Genomic DNA, 16,151 nt, shown 5'->3' with positions numbered 1-16,151 from the left:
TGACCGCAAGGCTTCGTACGGTGGTTCTTGTCAGCAGGAGAACAACCCAGCGAAAGCAGGCGGTCGGTCATGGCTCAGATTTCCACGGAGGTCCCCGGTGACGAGCGCGGCACGCTCCTCGCCTTCGTCGAGGCCCAGCGCACGGCGCTCCGCGAGGCGGCGCAGGGCCTGACCGAGGAGCAGGCGGCGAGCAAGCCCAGCGTCAGCGAGCTCTCCGTGTCCGGGCTGCTCAAGCACGCGGCCAACTGCGAGCTCGGCTGGCTGCGGATGGCGCAGGGCGACACCGAGTCCCCGGGGGGCGACTGGGCCGACGGCTTCCGGCTGGTCGGGGACGAGACCATGCCGTCGGTGCTGGCCTACTGGGACGGGATCCGCAAGGAGACGGAGGCGTTCATCGCCGCCGTCCCCAGCCTCGACGACAGCTTCCCGCTGCCCCCGGCCCCGTGGTTCCCGCAGGACGCCAAGGTCTCGATGCGCTGGATGCTCCTGCACCTGGTGGAGGAGTTCGCCCGGCACGCGGGCCACGCGGACATCATCCGCGAGTCCATCGACGGCACCCGCGCGATGGGCTAGCCGAGGCGCCACGGGGCCGGGGCCGGGGTGGGGTCCGGCAAGGGGTCAGTAGCCTGGCCCCATGTCAGCGATCCGCCTCCTCGTCCTCGGCGCAGTCCGCCAGCACGGGCGGGCCCACGGCTACCAGGTCCGGGCCGATCTGGAGTTCTGGGGCGCCCACGAGTGGTCGAACACCAAACCCGGGTCGATCTACCACGCGCTCAAGCAGATGGCGAAGCAGGGCGTCCTGCTGGCCCACGAGGTGGCCCCGTCCGCGGCGGGCGGCCCGCCGCGGACCGAGTACGAGCTGACGGAGGCGGGCCGCGCGGAGTACTTCAAGCTGCTCCGCGAGGCGCTGTCCTCCGCCGACCAGAAGGCCGACGTCCTCGCCTCGGCCCTCGGCTTCATGGTCGACCTGCCCCGCGCCGAGGCCCTGGCCCTGCTCCGCGAGCGCCTGGGCCGGCTGGCCGCCTGGCGCTCCGCCGTCACGGACCACTACGTCCCCGAGGAGGGCCCCGAGCCGCTGGGCCACATCGGCGAGATCATGCACCGCTGGATCCACTCGGCGGACGCCGAGGCGGACTGGACCCGGGGCCTGGTCGCCCGCATCGAGGGCGGCGCCTACTCCTTCGCCGACGACCCGGGCGACGCCTTCGCCGGGGTCCTCGCCCCGTCCCCCTGAGCTCCGCCCCCGAGCCCTGCCCCGCTCGCGGGCTTGCACCTCACGCGACGTGAGGGACCAGGCTGGGCGCGTACCCGAGAAGAGGAGCGGAAGCGATGGGCTACTCCGTGGGCCAGGTCGCCGGATTCGCCGGAGTGACGGTGCGCACGCTGCACCACTACGACGAGATCGGGCTGCTCTCCCCGAGCGGCCGCAGCGGGGCGGGGCACCGGCGGTACGACGACGCCGACCTCGACCGGCTGCAGCGGATCCTGTTCTACCGGGAGCTCGGCTTTCCGCTCGAAGAGGTCGCGGTCCTGCTGGACGATCCGGAATCGGACCCGAGGGAGCACCTGCGCCGGCAGCACGCCCTCCTGTCCGAGCGGATCGCCCGGCTCCAGCAGATGGCCGCGGCCGTCGAGCACGCCATGGAGGCGAAGAAGATGGGCATCAACCTCACCCCCGAGGAGAAGTTCGAGGTGTTCGGGGACAAGGACCCCGAGCGGTACGCGGAGGAGGCCCGGCAGCGCTGGGGCGGCACCGAGGCGTACGCACAGTCGCAGCGGCGGGTCGCCACCTACACCAAGGACGACTGGAAGCGGATCCAGGACGAGGTCGCCGACTGGAGCGCCCGGTACGCGGCCCTGATGGAGGCGGGCGAGCCCGCCGACGGGGAGGCGGCCATGGACATGGCCGAGGAGCACCGGGGGCACATCGTGACCTGGTACTACGACTGCTCGTACGAGATGCACACCGGCCTCGGCGAGATGTACGTGGCGGACGAGCGGTTCAAGGAGTTCTACGACTCCGTGCGCCCGGGCCTCGCCGAGCACCTGCGGGACTCGATCACGGCCAACGCGGTCCGCAAGGTCTAGCCGCCGTTCCCTGGAACCAGGCGGGGGTGGTGTGCGTTCATAATTGGACGGACACCCCCCACCTGATCCAGGAGAGCCCGGAACCCGTGAACACGCTTGCGCTCGGTCCTGAGTGGATCTCCCCGGAGTACCTGATCGGCCATTTCGGCCTGATCGGCATCCTGGTCATCGTCTTCGCGGAATCCGGTCTCTTCGCGTTCCTGCCCGGAGACTCCCTGCTCTTCACGGCGGGCCTGTTCGTCGCGAGCGGCACCATCAGCCAGCCGCTGTGGCTGGTGTGCACCCTGATCGTGGCCGCCGCGATCCTCGGTGACCAGGTCGGATACATGATCGGCAAGGTCTTCGGCCCGAAGATCTTCAACAAGCCGAACTCCAAGCTCTTCAAGCGCGAGAACCTCGACGCGGCGCACGAGTTCATGGAGAAGCACGGCCCCAAGGCCATCGTGCTCGCGCGGTTCGTGCCGATCATCCGCACCTTCGCGCCGATGGTCGCGGGCGCGACCGCGATGAAGTACCGCACCTTCCTGACGTTCAACGTCATCGGCGGCGTCCTGTGGGGCGCGGGCGTCACGATCCTGGGCTACCAGCTCGGCCAGTTCGAGGTCATCAAGAACAACGTCGAGCCGATCTTCATCGGCATCGTCCTGATCTCCGTCATCCCGGTGATCTTCGAGGTGCTCAAGTCCCGCAAGCAGAAGAAGGCGGCGGCGGAGGCCGGCGGCACGGAGCCCGGCGCCGGCGAGGACCCGCAGGCCCCGGGCCAGCAGCGCAGCGGCCGCCACGCCAAGCGCTGACGGCTCCCCGAAGCCCCGTACGATGCCCCGCCCACCGGGATTCCCGGTCGGCGGGGCATCGGCGCATCCGGGGGCGTGAAACCGCCCCGGACGGCCCCTAGAACCCGCGGGTGCGCTTCGCCGCGCCGCGCTTGGCCGCACTGGCCGCGCCGGGGATGCGCATGAACAGCCGGGAGGTCTCGGAGCCGAGGTTGACTCCGATCGCGATGGCCAGCGCGATGGCCGCGGCGTTCGTCAGCGAGCCCAGCCCCTCGTTCAGCCGGTCCTCGGCGATCAGCAGGAGCCCGTAGTACGTGGCCGAGCCGGGCAGCAGCGGGCCGATGGCGGCCGTGACGAAGGGGAGGGCCGAGGAGAACCGGTGCCGGGCGAGGAGCTGCCCGAAGAGGCCGACGAGCCCGGCGGCGATCGCGGTGGACGGCACCGGCGGCATCTTGGCGGCGTAGTGCAGGGCCCCGTAGATCACCCAGGCGATCCCGCCGTTCAGCGTCACGAACCACACGGTGGAACGTTCCTGCTGGAGCAGGATCGCGAACGTGAACACCAGAACCATCGAGGCCACGATCTGGAGCAGTGGCCGCTGCTCGATCTGCAGGACGTCCTCCGGCTGCGGATTGGAGCCGAACTGGACGCCGACGAAGAGCACCACCAGCACGCCCATGATGATGCCGATGAAGAGGTACATCACCTCCAGCAGCCGGGCGGAGGCGGTGATGTAGTAGCCGGTCAGACCGTCCTGCACGGCCGCGACCAGGGCCCGCCCCGGCAGCAGCGCGAACAGCCCGCCGGTGATCACGGCGGAGGAGCGCACGTCGATCTCGGTCATCTTCAGGGCCACGCCCATCGCGGCCGGCGGCATCGCCGCGACCACGAACTGGTAGAACTCCGGCAGCCCGCGCCCGGCACACAGCCAGGCCAGCCGGTCGCCGAGCACCGCCCCGAGTGCGGCTGCGAAGAACACCAGCACGCCACCGCCGACCAGGGTGGAGGCCGCGCCGGCGAGCAGGCCGGCCGCTGCGGTGAGCACCCAGCCGGGGTACGGGTGCCGGTTGCGGCGGATCTCGGCGAGCCGCCGGTAGGCGTCCTCCAGCGAGATCTCGACCTCGTGCGCGGTGATGTCGTTGACGAGCCTGAACACGGCCGAGAGCCGGGTGTAGTCCGTGCCGCGGCGGCGGACGGTGCGGTTCGCCGACACCGGGTCGTCCACCAGGGAGGGCTGGTGGGTGATCGACAGCAGGGTGAAGGTGACGGTGGGCTCGCAGCGGTCCAGGCCGTAGCTGCGGGCCACGGCGAACATCGCGGCCTCCACGTCCTCGGCGCCCTCGCCGCCCGAGAGCAGCAGCTCGCCGATGCGCAGGGTCAGGTCGAGCACGCGCCCCACGGCGGGCCCGGTCTCCACGGCGAGGCGCTGCGAGGGCTCCGGCACCGGCCGGACGTCGACCGGCATGCGCAGCACCGTGCGCATGCGGTCCTGCCAGGGGGACTCCTTCATCCGGGTGACGGGGAAGCCCGGAGGGCCGGTGTAGGCCGGCGGGGAGTGGGCGGCGCTGTAGGTGTGCGGGGTGGCGAACGCGGAACCCTCCGGCTCCAGGGACACCGAGGCGAGTCCGTCGGGGACGGCGAACTCCGACGTCGGCTGGTCCTCCTCGACCGCCTCGGGGTCCACCCCGACCCCGTCCGGCACGGAGAACGCACTGCGCGCCTCGTCCGACTTCGGCTTCCGGTCCTCGGTCCCGGATCCTTCGCCTTCCGCCACGCGTCCTCCAGTCCCCGACCCAGCCCGTATCAGTATGCGGAACACCTTGATCCGCGGCGAAAGCGGCACCGGCGCCCGTCCGACCCCGGACACGACAGCGGGCGGCACCCCCGAAGGGATGCCGCCCGTGATGTCACGAGGGCCGACGGGACGTCCCGCCCGCCCGACTCACCGAGCCGGAGCTCAGTGCTGGCCGCCCTGGGCCTCGAGGCGCTTGTACGAGGCCTCGATCTCGGCCTCGGCCTCGGTGCGGCCGACCCAGTTCGCGCCCTCGACCGACTTGCCCGGCTCCAGGTCCTTGTAGACCTCGAAGAAGTGCTGGATCTCCAGGCGGTCGAACTCGGACACGTGGTGGATGTCGCGCAGGTGCTCCACACGCGGGTCGGACGCCGGCACGCACAGCAACTTGGCGTCGCCGCCCGCCTCGTCCGTCATGTTGAACATGCCGATCGCGCGGCACTTGATCAGGCAGCCCGGGAAGGTCGGCTCGTCAAGGATGACCAGCGCGTCCAGCGGGTCGCCGTCCTCGCCGAGGGTGTTCTCGACGAAGCCGTAGTCGGCCGGGTAGCTGGTCGAGGTGAAGAGGCGACGGTCCAGGCGGATCCGGCCGGTCTCGTGGTCCACCTCGTACTTGTTCCGCGAACCCTTGGGGATCTCGATGGTGACGTCGAACTCCACGTCCTGCTCCTCCATGATCAGCTTCATTGCTTCGGGGATGCGCCGTTCACCTGCGTGCGCGGCCCGCCCGGCCCTGCCGGGTGGGGTGCCATGCTCGCGGCAAGACGCAATGGTTAAGTGTCCCTCACGCATATGTGTGATCGCGAAAGGGGCTGGTCCGAGGTGCCATTGGTCAAGACCTGGCAGCTCATCGCGGTGTCGGCCGTTGCCGGCCTCGCCCTGTCGGCCGCGACGGTGGCCGCCGCGGGTCCCTGGGACTCCGGCCAGCGTAAGGCCGAGCGGGACAAGGCCGCCTCTTGGGGCCGTACGGGTGGCGCAGATCACGGTGCCGGCACCGCTGCCGCGCTGCCGCAGGCGGCCCCCAGCGCCCCCGGCGTGCTCGCCGGCGTCGGCCCCGCCGGAGCCGGCTCGGGCACGGGCTCCGGCTCGGGCGACCAGGCCGGAGCCGTGGACTCCGGGGCCCTCGCCGCCGCCCTGCGGCCGCTGCTCGCCGACCCCGCCCTCGGAACCGCCCGCGGCGCCTCCGTGATCGACACCGCCACCGGGAAGGTCCTCTTCGAAACCGGGGCCCGGGACGCCATGACCCCCGCCTCCACCGTCAAGATCGCCACCGCGGCGGCCTCCCTCGCGGCCCTCGGTCCCGACCACCGGATCCGCACCACCGTCACCCCCGGCGCCGGGCCCGGCCAGATCATCCTGGTCGGCGGCGGCGACCCCTCGCTCACCGCCAAGAAGAAGGCCCCGGCCGGCTCCGGCGGCAGCCTCGTCGCCCTCGCCGCGGACACCGCACAGGCCCTCAAGGCCGCCGGCACCGACTCCGTGGCCCTCGGCTACGACGACTCGCTCTACACCGGCCCCGTCCTCCACCCGATCGGCGAGAACCCCAACCTCGCGCCCGTCACGGCCCTGACCGCCGACGAAGGACGCCCCGACGAATCCTTCTCCGGCCCCGTCAAGCGCAGCCAGGACCCCTCCCGCGACACCGCCCGCGCCTTCGCCGCCCTGCTCAAGGAACGCGGGGTCAAGGTCACCGGCGAGCCCGCCAGGGCCAAGGCCGCCACCGGGGCCGTCCCGCTCGCCGCCACCCTCTCGCCGCCGCTCGCCGGACTCGTCGAGCGGATGCTGACCCACAGCGACAACGACATCGCCGAAGCCCTCGCCCGCCAGACCGCCCTCGCCTCCGGAGCACCCGCGAGCTTCGACGGCGTCGCCCAGGCCACCGGCGCGAAGCTCGCCGCCCTCGGCGTCGACACCGCCGGCTCCCGCTTCGCCGACGGCAGCGGCCTCAACCGCGCCGACAGGGTCAGCGCCGGCCTGCTCACCGCCCTCCTCGCCAAGGCCGCCGACCCGCAGCGGCCCGACCTGCGGCCCGTCCTCACCGGACTGCCCGTCGCCGGATTCACCGGCACCCTGCGCACCCGCAACTCCGGCGACTCCCCGGCGGCCGGCCTGCTGCGGGCCAAGACGGGCACCTTGAGCGGCGTCAACTCCCTCGCCGGCACCGTCGTCGACCCCACCGGCCGACTGCTCGCCTTCGCGTTCCTGACCGCGAACACCCCGGAGCCCGGCCCCGCGGAGAAGGGCCTCGACAAGCTCGCGGCGGCCGTGGCCAACGCTTCCTGAGGATCCCGCCCGCCCTTGGGGATCCCGCCCGCGCGCAGGTCCACGTACGGTTGACGCATGACGAGCTTCGGTGGTGCGGAGATGGTCGACTGGAACCTCGCGGTGGCGACCGCGACCAGGCTCGTGCGGCCCGGTCCGGAGGTGAGCCGGGAGGAGGCGCGGGCCGTCGTCGCGGAGCTGCGCAGGCACGCCAAGACCTCCGAACGGCACGTGCGCGAGTTCACGCGGATGATGCCCGAAGGCATGACCCCGGCCGACACGCCCGTCCTCGTCGTGGACCGGGCCGGCTGGGTCAAGGCCAACGTGGCGGGCTTCCGCGAGCTCCTGTCGCCCCTCCTCGGCAAGATGCAGGACCGCCGCGCCGGCACCCCCGGCGGCGCCGTGCTCGGCGCGGTCGGCGGCAAGGTCACCGGCGTCGAGCTGGGCATGCTGCTCAGCTTCCTGGCCTCCCGCGTGCTCGGCCAGTACGAGACCTTCGCGCCCGCGGGCCTCGACCTCCCGGGCTCCGCCACCGGCGGCCGGCTGCTGCTCGTCGCGCCGAACATCGTCCACGTGGAGCGGGAGCTGGAGGTGGACCCGCACGACTTCCGGCTCTGGGTCTGCCTGCACGAGGAGACGCACCGTACCCAGTTCACGGCCGTCCCGTGGCTCCGCGAACATCTGGAGGGCGAAATCCAGACGTTCCTCGGAGCCACCGAAATGGACCCGATGACCGTGCTGGAGCGCCTGCGCGAGGCCGCCCAGTCCTTCGCCGGAGCCCGCCCCGACGCGGAAAGCGGGGACGAGGGCCGCTCCCTCGTCGAGCTCGTGCAGACCCCCGAGCAGCGCGAGGTGCTGGCCCGGCTCACCGCCGTCATGTCCCTCCTGGAGGGCCACGCCGACTTCGTCATGGACGGGGTCGGCCCCGAGGTCGTGCCCTCGGTCGGCGAGATCCGCGAGAAGTTCCAGCAGCGCAGGGCCAGTGGCGCCGGCCGGCTCGACGCCGCCCTGCGCAAGCTCCTCGGCCTCGACGCCAAGCTGCGCCAGTACCGCGACGGGGAACGCTTCGTGCGCGCCGTCGTCGGCCAGGTCGGCATGGACGGCTTCAACCGGGTCTGGACCTCCCCGAACACACTGCCGACCAAGTCCGAGATCGCCAGGCCCGCGGACTGGGTGGCCCGCGTCCACCGCAAGGGGAGCGAGCAGAGCGAGGCGAGCGAAGAGGTGTGACCCAAGAGGCGTGAAGATGTCCCTCTGGGGGAAGCAGCGTCACCCGTCCGAGGGACCGTGGGGCGTGGAAGGGCGTGCGATGCTCGGAGAACGGCTCGGCTCTGTCACCATCGACGCACTCTGAGTGACAACCCCTACGTGCGGGGGAGCCGGGCAGCACACCGGCACACCACCTCCCGCAACGCCTCCCAGCGCCTCCGAGGCATCCGAACTCCACCGAAGGGCACCGGACATGGGTCCCCATCCTGCGGTCGCGGCGATACGCCTGGCGGTCCGCCGCGTACTCCACGACGTCCTCACCGACCTCACCGAACAGGGAGGCCGGCCCGCTCCCGCCCCCGCACCCCGCGTCGGCCGCCCCGGCCGCACCGTCGGATCCTCGGCCGGTGCCGCCCCCCACGACCCCCTCCCCGACACCGCTCCGCTCGTCCTCGTCGCCTGCTCCGGCGGCGCGGACTCCATGGCGCTCGCCTCCGCCCTCGCCTTCGAGGCCCCCAAACTCGGAATCCGGGCCGGCGGCATCACCGTCGACCACGGCCTCCAGGACGGCTCCGCCCTGCGCGCCGCCGAGGTCGTCTCCCGCATGACCGCGCTGCACCTCGACCCCGTCGAGTCCGTCGCCGTGCGCGTCGGCCGCGACGGCGGCCCCGAAGCCGCCGCCCGCGACGCCCGCTACGCGGCCCTGGACGAGGCCGCCGACCGGCTGGGCGCCGTCGCCGTGCTGCTCGGCCACACCCGCGACGACCAAGCCGAAACCGTCCTGCTGGGCCTCGCCCGCGGTTCCGGCATCCGCTCGCTCTCCGGTATGGCGGAAGTCTCCGGAGGCCCCGGCGCCCGGGGCCTGGGCCACCACTACCGCCGGCCCTTCCTCCAGGTCGACCGGCAGACCGCCCGCAAGGCCTGCATGGTCCAGTCCCTCGCCGTCTGGGACGACCCGCACAACATCGACCCCGCCTACACCCGCTCCCGGCTGCGCCACGAAGGGCTGCCCGCCCTGGAGAAGGCGCTCGGCAAGGGGGTCGTGGAGGCGCTCGCCCGCACCGCCCAGCTCTCCCGCGACGACGCCGACGCCCTGGACGCCTGGGCCGCCGAGGCCGAGAGCGGCGTACGCGACGAAGACGGCCGCCTGGAGTGCGCCAAGCTGTACGCGCTTCCCCCCGCGGTCCGCCGCCGCGTACTGCGCCGGGCGGTCGTCGCCGCCGGTTCTCCCGCAGGCTCCCTCTTCGCCCGCCACATCGAGGAAGTCGACCGGCTCATCACCGGATGGCGCGGTCAGGGAGCCATCAACCTGCCCGGCCGGGTGGAGGCCCAGCGGCAGGGTGGCAGACTGGTCATCCGGCAGGGCTGATTGGTGCTGAAACACGGCTGAGTCCTCCGGGGTCACCCCCCGGAGCCCCAGCCGACAACGAAAGTGATGCGGGTGGACGAGAAGGACATGGGCAACGACCTCCAGTCGGTGCTCATCACCAAGGAAGAGATCGACGCGAAGCTGGCCGAGCTGGCCGCGAAGATCGACGCGGAGTACGCGGGCAAGGACCTGCTCATCGTCGGCGTCCTCAAGGGCGCGGTGATGGTGATGGCGGACCTGGCGCGCGCCTTGTCCACCCCGCTCACCATGGACTGGATGGCGGTGTCCTCGTACGGCGCCGGGACCCAGTCCTCGGGCGTGGTGCGGATCCTCAAGGACCTGGACACCGACATCAAGGACAAGCACGTCCTGATCGTCGAGGACATCATCGACTCGGGCCTGACCCTGTCGTGGCTGCTGTCGAACCTCGGCTCCCGCCAGCCGGCCTCCCTGGAGGTCGTCACGCTGCTGCGCAAGCCCGACGCCGCCAAGGTCGCGATCGACGTGAAGTGGGTCGGCTTCGACATCCCGAACGAGTTCGTCGTCGGCTACGGCCTCGACTACGCGGAGAAGTACCGCAACCTGCCGTTCGTCGGCACCCTCGCTCCCCACGTCTACGGCGGCTGATCCAGCGCCCGACAGGGGAACCCTGGAGCGTTTCCCGCCGTTGGAGCATGGAAAGGCGGGTCTGTCAGCCGTCCCATGAGGCCACGGGTGACAATGCAGGGGTACATTCCGAAGAACAGTCTTTACTCACAGCAGCATTTACCTACGGGCAGGAGGGACGGGGTGCCTAGCGCCCCGTATGGATGGACGTGAAGCGATACTTCCGTGGGCCGGTTATGTGGATCGTGCTGGCCGTCCTCGCCGTGGTCGTGTTGATGAACGTCGTCGGCTCCGGCGGCGGCTACAAGTCGGTGGAGACCAGCGAGGTCATCAAGGCGATCAACAGTGGCCAGGTGGACAGCGCCAAGCTCACCACCGGTGACAGCCAGATGATCAAGATCGAGCTGAAGAAGGACCAGAAGCTCGGCGACAACGACGGCACCAAGTTCCAGGCCAACTACATCGGGGACCAGGGCGTACAGCTCGCCCAGAACCTCCAGACCAAGTACGAAGCCGGTCAGATCCCTGACGGATACTCCGTCACGCCGGACAAGACCAGCCCGTTCCTGAGCGTGCTGCTCTCGCTGCTGCCGTTCGTCCTCATCGTCGTGGTCTTCCTGTTCCTGATGAACCAGATGCAGGGCGGCGGCTCCCGAGTCATGAACTTCGGGAAGTCCAAGGCCAAGCTCATCACCAAGGACACCCCGAAGACGACGTTCGCCGATGTCGCGGGCTCCGACGAGGCCGTCGAGGAACTCCACGAGATCAAGGAGTTCCTCCAGGAGCCGGCGAAGTTCCAGGCCGTCGGCGCCAAGATCCCCAAGGGCGTGCTGCTCTACGGCCCGCCCGGCACCGGAAAGACCCTGCTCGCGCGTGCCGTCGCGGGCGAGGCCGGTGTCCCCTTCTACTCGATCTCCGGTTCCGACTTCGTCGAGATGTTCGTCGGTGTCGGTGCCTCGCGTGTCCGCGACCTGTTCGAACAGGCCAAGGCCAACGCCCCGGCGATCGTCTTCGTCGACGAGATCGACGCCGTCGGCCGGCACCGCGGTGCGGGCCTCGGCGGCGGTCACGACGAGCGCGAGCAGACCCTCAACCAGCTGCTCGTCGAGATGGACGGCTTCGACGTGAAGGGCGGGGTCATCCTGATCGCCGCCACGAACCGTCCCGACATCCTCGACCCGGCCCTCCTGCGCCCCGGCCGCTTCGACCGCCAGATCGCGGTCGACCGTCCGGACATGCAGGGCCGTCTGGAGATCCTCAAGGTCCACCAGAAGGGCAAGCCGGTCGCCCCGGACGTGGACCTGGGCGCCGTCGCCCGCCGTACCCCCGGCTTCACGGGTGCCGATCTCGCCAACGTCCTGAACGAGGCCGCGCTGCTCACGGCCCGCTCGGACCAGAAGCTGATCGACAACCACGCGCTGGACGAGGCGATCGACCGCGTCGTGGCGGGTCCGCAGAAGCGGACCCGGATCATGTCGGACCGGGAAAAGAAGATCACCGCGTACCACGAGGGCGGACACGCCCTGGTCGCGGCGGCTTCCCCGAACTCCGACCCGGTCCACAAGATCACGATCCTGTCCCGCGGCCGGGCCCTGGGCTACACCATGGTCCTGCCCGACGAGGACAAGTACTCGACCACGCGCAACGAGATGCTCGACCAGCTGGCGTACATGCTGGGCGGGCGCGCGGCCGAGGAGCTGGTCTTCCACGACCCGACCACGGGCGCCGCGAACGACATCGAGAAGGCCACGGCAACGGCCCGCGCGATGGTCACCCAGTACGGCATGACCGAGCGTCTCGGCGCGATCAAGTTCGGCGGAGACAACACCGAGCCGTTCCTCGGGCGCGAGATGTCGCACCCGCGTGACTACTCGGAAGAAGTCGCCGCGCTGGTCGACGAAGAGGTCAAGAAGCTCATCGAGACCGCGCACAACGAGGCCTGGGAGATCCTGGTCGAGAACCGCGACGTCCTCGACAACCTGGTCCTCGCCCTCCTGGAGAAGGAGACGCTCAACAAGGAGCAGATCGCCGAGGTCTTCTCGACGATCGTGAAGCGCCCGGCCCGCCCGGCGTGGACCGGCTCCTCGCACCGCACGCCGTCCACCCGTCCGCCGGTGCTCTCTCCCAAGGAGCTCCAGCTGACGAACGCGGCGAACGGCACGTCGGCCTCGACCGCCGTGTCGGTGGAGAAGACCCCGGAGCCCTCCCCGGAGGAGCGCCCGGAGGCCTAGTACCTCCCGGAATGGAAGCCGCGCCCCCCAGGTTCTAGCCTGGGGGGCGCGGCACTTTTACGCGCCGGCGAACGCGCAGACAGGAACGAGGAAGACATGACCGACCCAGTGACCCTGACCGGTGGCGAGGGCACGATCGGCGAGTTCGACGAGAAGCGCGCCGAGGCGGCCGTCCGCGAGCTCCTGATCGCGGTCGGCGAGGACCCGGACCGCGAGGGGCTGCTGGCGACTCCGGGGCGGGTCGCGCGGGCGTACAAGGAGATATTCGCCGGCCTGTACCAGAGGCCCGAGGACGTCCTGACGACGACGTTCGACCTCGGCCACGACGAGATGGTCCTGGTGAAGGACATCGAAGTCATGAGTACGTGTGAGCACCACCTGGTTCCGTTCCACGGTGTGGCGCACGTCGGCTACATCCCGTCCGTCGACGGGAAGATCACCGGTCTGTCGAAGCTCGCCCGCCTCGTGGACGTCTTCGCCCGCCGCCCCCAGGTGCAGGAGCGGCTGACGACGCAGATCGCCGAGTCGGTCATGGAGATCCTGGACCCGCGCGGGGTCATCGTGGTCATCGAGTGCGAGCACATGTGCATGACCATGCGCGGCGTCCGCAAGCCCGGCGCGAAGACCATCACCTCGGCCGTCCGCGGCCAGCTCCGCGACCCCGCGACCCGCAACGAGGCGATGAGCCTGATCATGGCCCGCTAGCCGCCCCGCAGGCCGCCCCCGGGGTGCCGGCGAGCCCCGTCCGTGGCCGCAGGCCGCGTGCCGGGGCCAGGTCGTGCCCTGGGGGCCTAGGCCCGGGACGGGGCCTCGGAGGCGGGGTCCTCGTCGTCCGGGAGTTTCAGGACGTGTTCCAGGAAGAGGGCTGCGGCGATGACCGCCGCGCCCGCCAGGACCGAGAAGCCGGCGTACCAGGTCTGGTCGCGGCGGGCGGGGACGTCCATCGCGGTGGTGAGCAGGAAGACGCCGACGCCGCCGTAGGCGCCCGCGACCAGGGCCGCCACCAGGGCGCTGGCCTGGCCGAAGACGACCGCGCGGGCCGCCATGAGCGGCTCCACGCCCTTGGCGCCGGGCACGCGCTCGCGCTGCGCCTTCAGGCGGGAGCGCAGCGACAGGGCCGTTGCCAGCAGGACGACGGCGATGGCGCCCAGCACGATGGGCGCGGCCACCGGGACGCCGGGGAGCGTGCCGTACGCGTTCCACAGCCGGGCTCCGGCCCAGGACAGCACCGCGGCGATCGCGAAAATGCCCGCCAGGACCGCCGGCCTCAGTTGCTTCACGTGCGCCTCTCCCGCTCTCCGTGCGTGCGTACCCGGTGATCCTAAGTGGTCGGCGGACCCGCCCCGCGGGCGCGGCTCACTCGGGGAGGCGCAGTTCCAGGTCCTCGCGCCGGGTGAGCCCGGCGAGGCCGACCGCCGCCAGGAGCGCGCCCACGGGCCCCTGGCCCGGGATCTGCGCCTCGGGGTCGATGTCGTTCCAGGGGGCCAGCACGAAGGCGCGCTGGTGGGCGCGCGGGTGCGGGAGGGTGAGGACGGGGTCGGCGGAGACCACGTCGGCGTAGGTGATGATGTCGACGTCGATCGTGCGGGGCCCCCAGCGCTCCTCGCGGACGCGGTCGAAGGCTTCCTCGATGGCGTGGCCGCGCTCCAGCAGGGAGCTGGGGGGCAGGGTGGTCTTCACCGAGATGACGGCGTTGAGGTACGAGGGCTGCGAGCCCGCGTCCACGCCCCACGGCTCCGTCTCGTAGACGGGGGAGACGGCCTTGACCCGGAGGCCCGGGGTGTCGCCGAGGGCGTCGATGGCGCCCTGGAGGGTCTCCAGGCGGTTGCCCAGGTTCGCGCCCAGCGCGACGACGGCCCACTTGGGGTTGGACAGGGTGACGTCGGCCGCGTCGACGGCTTCGACCACGGAGGCGGGTACCGGCTGGACGGTGGGGTCGCTCTGGGCGTTCATTCCGTTGTTCACGCGCGGCTCCGTGTGATCGTGATGGTCACGTCGTCGAAGGGGACGGTGATCGGCGCGTCCGGTTTGTGGACGACGACCTCCACCTGGGCGACCGCTTCGTGCTTGAGGCACTGCTGGGCGATCCGCTCGGCGAGGGTCTCGATCAGGTCCACGGGCTCGCCCTGGACCACGTCGACGACTTCTTCCGCGACTACCCCGTAGTGCACCGTCTTAGCCAGGTCGTCGCCCGCCGCCGCGGGCCGGGTGTCGAGGTGGAGCACCAGGTCGACGATGAAGGTCTGGCCTTCTTCGCGTTCCCGGGGGAAGACGCCATGGTGCCCGCGAGCCTTGAGGCCGCGCAGCGCGACACGATCCACGCGAATCACTCCTGCTTTTCGTAGGTGCTTCCGGTCCGGGACTCCCCGGATCCATGGCCGGAGCCGAGTGCGGTCGGCGTCGTCCATCTTCGAATTTACCTGCGAAATACCTGGGACCCCGACAGCCCCCCGGCTGAAGGGCTAGGAGGACTCCTCCTCGTCGTCCTCGTCGGAGTCCGTGAGGACGGGAGAACCGTGGTGCGACCAGAGGCGCCAGCCCTCCGGTGTGCGTCGGAACACATTCGTCGCGACGACGAGCTGGCCGACGAGCGGGCCCAGTTCCCCGCCGTCCTCGGCGGGTCCGCCGCTGAGGATGTTCTCGGTACAGGTCACCAGGGCGGTGTCGCCTATGACCGTGACCTTGGTGTCGGTCAGGAAGAACTGGATGTACTCGGTGTGCGACATGATCAGCGCGTAGGAGCGCAGCACCTCGCCGCGTCCGGACAGCACCGGCCAGCCCGGGTGCACGCAGGAGATCTCGTCCTCGAGCCAGAGCGCCGACAGTGCGTCGAAGTCCCCCCGCTCCATGGCCTCGTAGAAGGCCGTGTTGACCTCTTCGACGGATTCGATGTCGGTACGGCTCACCGGGCCCCTTCCTCGTTGCTACGGGTCGTACGCAGTGCCCCTTCCACGGCACGGGCCACCCGAACCGCGTCGGCGCTCGCCCGTACCTCGTGGACGCGTACGGCCCAGGCGCCCCGGGCGGCGGCGATGGCGGTGACGGCGGCGGTGGCGGCGTCGCGTTCGCGGGCGGGCGGCGGGGAGGCGTCGTCGGCGCCGGCCAGCACCCGGCCGAGGAAACGCTTCCGCGAGGCGGCCACCAGCAGCGGGAAGCCCAGTGCGCGCAGCTCGGAGAGGTGGGCGACCAGGGCGAGGTCGTGCTCGGCGTTCTTGGCGAAGCCGAGGCCCGGGTCGACCAGGACCCGTTCGGGGGCGATGCCGCCGGCGACGACGGCGTCGATGCGGGTGCGGAGTTCGGCGGTGACCTCGGCGAGGACGTCCTCGTAGACGGCGAGGCGGTTCATGCCGTCGCTGAAGCCGCGCCAGTGCATGACGACGAAGGGCACTTCGGCGGCGGCGACGGCCGGGATCATGTCCGGGTCGGCGAGGCCGCCGCTGACGTCGTTGACCAGGGTGGCGCCGGCGGCGACGGCCCGGGCGGCGACGGAGGCGCGCATGGTGTCGACGGAGACGACGACGCCTTCGGAGGCTAGGCCGCGGACGACGGGGACGACCCGGCGCAGCTCTTCCTCCTCGTCGACGCGGGAGGCGCCGGGGCGGGTGGACTCGCCGCCGACGTCCACGAGGTCGGCGCCCTGGGCGACGAGGTCGAGCCCGCGCTTGACGGCAGCGGTGGTGTCGAACCAGCGGCCGCCGTCGGAGAAGGAGTCGGGGGTGACGTTGACGACGCCCATGACCGCACAGCGGTCCCAGTCGGGGAGGCCCGTCACCAGGCCCCTGGGGGCGGGACCGCTGTTCGTGTTCATGGTTCCCAGGGTA

17 protein-coding genes are annotated in these 16,151 nt (G+C 71.3%); 10 read left to right on the top strand and 7 right to left on the bottom strand.

Annotated elements, in window-relative coordinates; genetic code table 11:
- Positions 1-69: 69 nt before the first annotated feature.
- The 4 genes from ACFRU2_RS22665 to ACFRU2_RS22650 all read left to right on the top strand — a co-directional run bounded on the left by ACFRU2_RS22665 (position 70) and on the right by ACFRU2_RS22650 (position 2,882).
- A complete protein-coding gene (locus ACFRU2_RS22665; RefSeq protein ID WP_382974814.1) occupies positions 70-573 on the top strand; it encodes a DinB family protein in 504 nt (167 codons plus the stop codon).
- Positions 574-634: 61 nt separating this feature from the next.
- Positions 635-1,234 carry a PadR family transcriptional regulator gene (locus ACFRU2_RS22660; protein ID WP_382974811.1) on the top strand — a complete coding sequence of 200 codons (600 nt, stop codon included), beginning with the start codon at positions 635-637 and terminating at the stop codon, positions 1,232-1,234.
- Between the two features lie 95 nt (positions 1,235-1,329).
- The gene (locus tag ACFRU2_RS22655; RefSeq protein WP_382974808.1) at positions 1,330-2,088 is read left to right on the top strand and encodes a MerR family transcriptional regulator; all 759 of its coding nucleotides are present in this window, start codon (positions 1,330-1,332) and stop codon (positions 2,086-2,088) included.
- Between the two features lie 86 nt (positions 2,089-2,174).
- Positions 2,175-2,882, top strand: coding sequence for a DedA family protein (locus tag ACFRU2_RS22650; protein ID WP_382974806.1), 708 nt, complete (start codon positions 2,175-2,177; stop codon positions 2,880-2,882).
- Positions 2,883-2,979: 97 nt separating this feature from the next.
- Here ACFRU2_RS22650 and ACFRU2_RS22645 read toward each other — a convergent pair whose 3' ends face one another.
- Together ACFRU2_RS22645 and ACFRU2_RS22640 are read right to left on the bottom strand one after the other, a co-directional pair.
- A complete protein-coding gene (locus tag ACFRU2_RS22645) occupies positions 2,980-4,635 on the bottom strand; it encodes a threonine/serine exporter ThrE family protein (protein WP_382974803.1) in 1,656 nt (551 codons plus the stop codon).
- Positions 4,636-4,818: 183 nt separating this feature from the next.
- Positions 4,819-5,313, bottom strand: a complete 495-nt coding sequence (locus ACFRU2_RS22640; protein WP_266960167.1) for an inorganic diphosphatase — start codon at positions 5,311-5,313, stop codon at positions 4,819-4,821.
- A gap of 162 nt (positions 5,314-5,475) precedes the next feature.
- Here ACFRU2_RS22640 and dacB point away from each other — a divergent pair, with 162 nt between their 5' ends.
- The 6 genes from dacB to folE all read left to right on the top strand — a co-directional run bounded on the left by dacB (position 5,476) and on the right by folE (position 13,035).
- Positions 5,476-6,936, top strand: coding sequence for a D-alanyl-D-alanine carboxypeptidase/D-alanyl-D-alanine-endopeptidase (dacB, locus tag ACFRU2_RS22635; protein ID WP_382974800.1), 1,461 nt, complete (start codon positions 5,476-5,478; stop codon positions 6,934-6,936).
- A gap of 57 nt (positions 6,937-6,993) precedes the next feature.
- A complete protein-coding gene (locus ACFRU2_RS22630) occupies positions 6,994-8,145 on the top strand; it encodes a zinc-dependent metalloprotease (protein WP_382974798.1) in 1,152 nt (383 codons plus the stop codon).
- Positions 8,146-8,377: 232 nt separating this feature from the next.
- On the top strand, positions 8,378-9,493 hold the full coding sequence (gene tilS / locus ACFRU2_RS22625; protein ID WP_382974795.1) for a tRNA lysidine(34) synthetase TilS: 1,116 nt from the start codon (positions 8,378-8,380) through the stop codon (positions 9,491-9,493).
- Between the two features lie 66 nt (positions 9,494-9,559).
- Positions 9,560-10,120: a hypoxanthine phosphoribosyltransferase gene (gene hpt, locus ACFRU2_RS22620; protein WP_243339812.1), complete on the top strand. Its 561-nt coding sequence runs from the start codon at positions 9,560-9,562 to the stop codon at positions 10,118-10,120.
- A 182-nt stretch (positions 10,121-10,302) separates the two neighbouring features.
- Entirely contained in the window at positions 10,303-12,330 is a 2,028-nt protein-coding gene (ftsH, locus tag ACFRU2_RS22615) for an ATP-dependent zinc metalloprotease FtsH (RefSeq protein ID WP_382974792.1), read from the top strand.
- 96 nt (positions 12,331-12,426) lie between these two features.
- Complete coding sequence (folE, locus tag ACFRU2_RS22610; RefSeq protein WP_250754436.1) at positions 12,427-13,035, top strand: GTP cyclohydrolase I FolE; 609 nt, start codon at positions 12,427-12,429, stop codon at positions 13,033-13,035.
- Positions 13,036-13,121: 86 nt separating this feature from the next.
- Here the strand turns inward: folE and ACFRU2_RS22605 are convergent, their stop codons facing one another.
- The 5 genes from ACFRU2_RS22605 to folP all read right to left on the bottom strand — a co-directional run bounded on the left by ACFRU2_RS22605 (position 13,122) and on the right by folP (position 16,138).
- Positions 13,122-13,610 carry a DUF3180 domain-containing protein gene (locus tag ACFRU2_RS22605; RefSeq protein ID WP_382974789.1) on the bottom strand — a complete coding sequence of 163 codons (489 nt, stop codon included), beginning with the start codon at positions 13,608-13,610 and terminating at the stop codon, positions 13,122-13,124.
- Positions 13,611-13,686: 76 nt separating this feature from the next.
- Positions 13,687-14,283: a 2-amino-4-hydroxy-6-hydroxymethyldihydropteridine diphosphokinase gene (folK, locus tag ACFRU2_RS22600; protein ID WP_382975189.1), complete on the bottom strand. Its 597-nt coding sequence runs from the start codon at positions 14,281-14,283 to the stop codon at positions 13,687-13,689.
- Between the two features lie 8 nt (positions 14,284-14,291).
- Positions 14,292-14,651, bottom strand: coding sequence for a dihydroneopterin aldolase (folB, locus tag ACFRU2_RS22595; protein WP_030010912.1), 360 nt, complete (start codon positions 14,649-14,651; stop codon positions 14,292-14,294).
- A 141-nt stretch (positions 14,652-14,792) separates the two neighbouring features.
- Positions 14,793-15,236 (bottom strand): nuclear transport factor 2 family protein, encoded by a 444-nt coding sequence (locus ACFRU2_RS22590; RefSeq protein ID WP_351383571.1) that lies wholly within the window; start codon positions 15,234-15,236, stop codon positions 14,793-14,795.
- Positions 15,233-16,138, bottom strand: a complete 906-nt coding sequence (gene folP, locus ACFRU2_RS22585; RefSeq protein WP_382974785.1) for a dihydropteroate synthase — start codon at positions 16,136-16,138, stop codon at positions 15,233-15,235. The genes ACFRU2_RS22590 and folP overlap by 4 nt, the downstream gene beginning before the upstream one ends.
- Between the last annotated feature and the right edge of the window lie 13 nt (positions 16,139-16,151).

The organism is Streptomyces sp. NPDC056883, assembly GCF_042788835.1.
In the GTDB taxonomy this organism is placed as follows: domain Bacteria; phylum Actinomycetota; class Actinomycetes; order Streptomycetales; family Streptomycetaceae; genus Streptomyces; species Streptomyces stoeckheimensis.
Note: the sequence above shows the minus strand (reverse complement) of the source record. Positions and strands in the feature narration are given on the sequence as shown.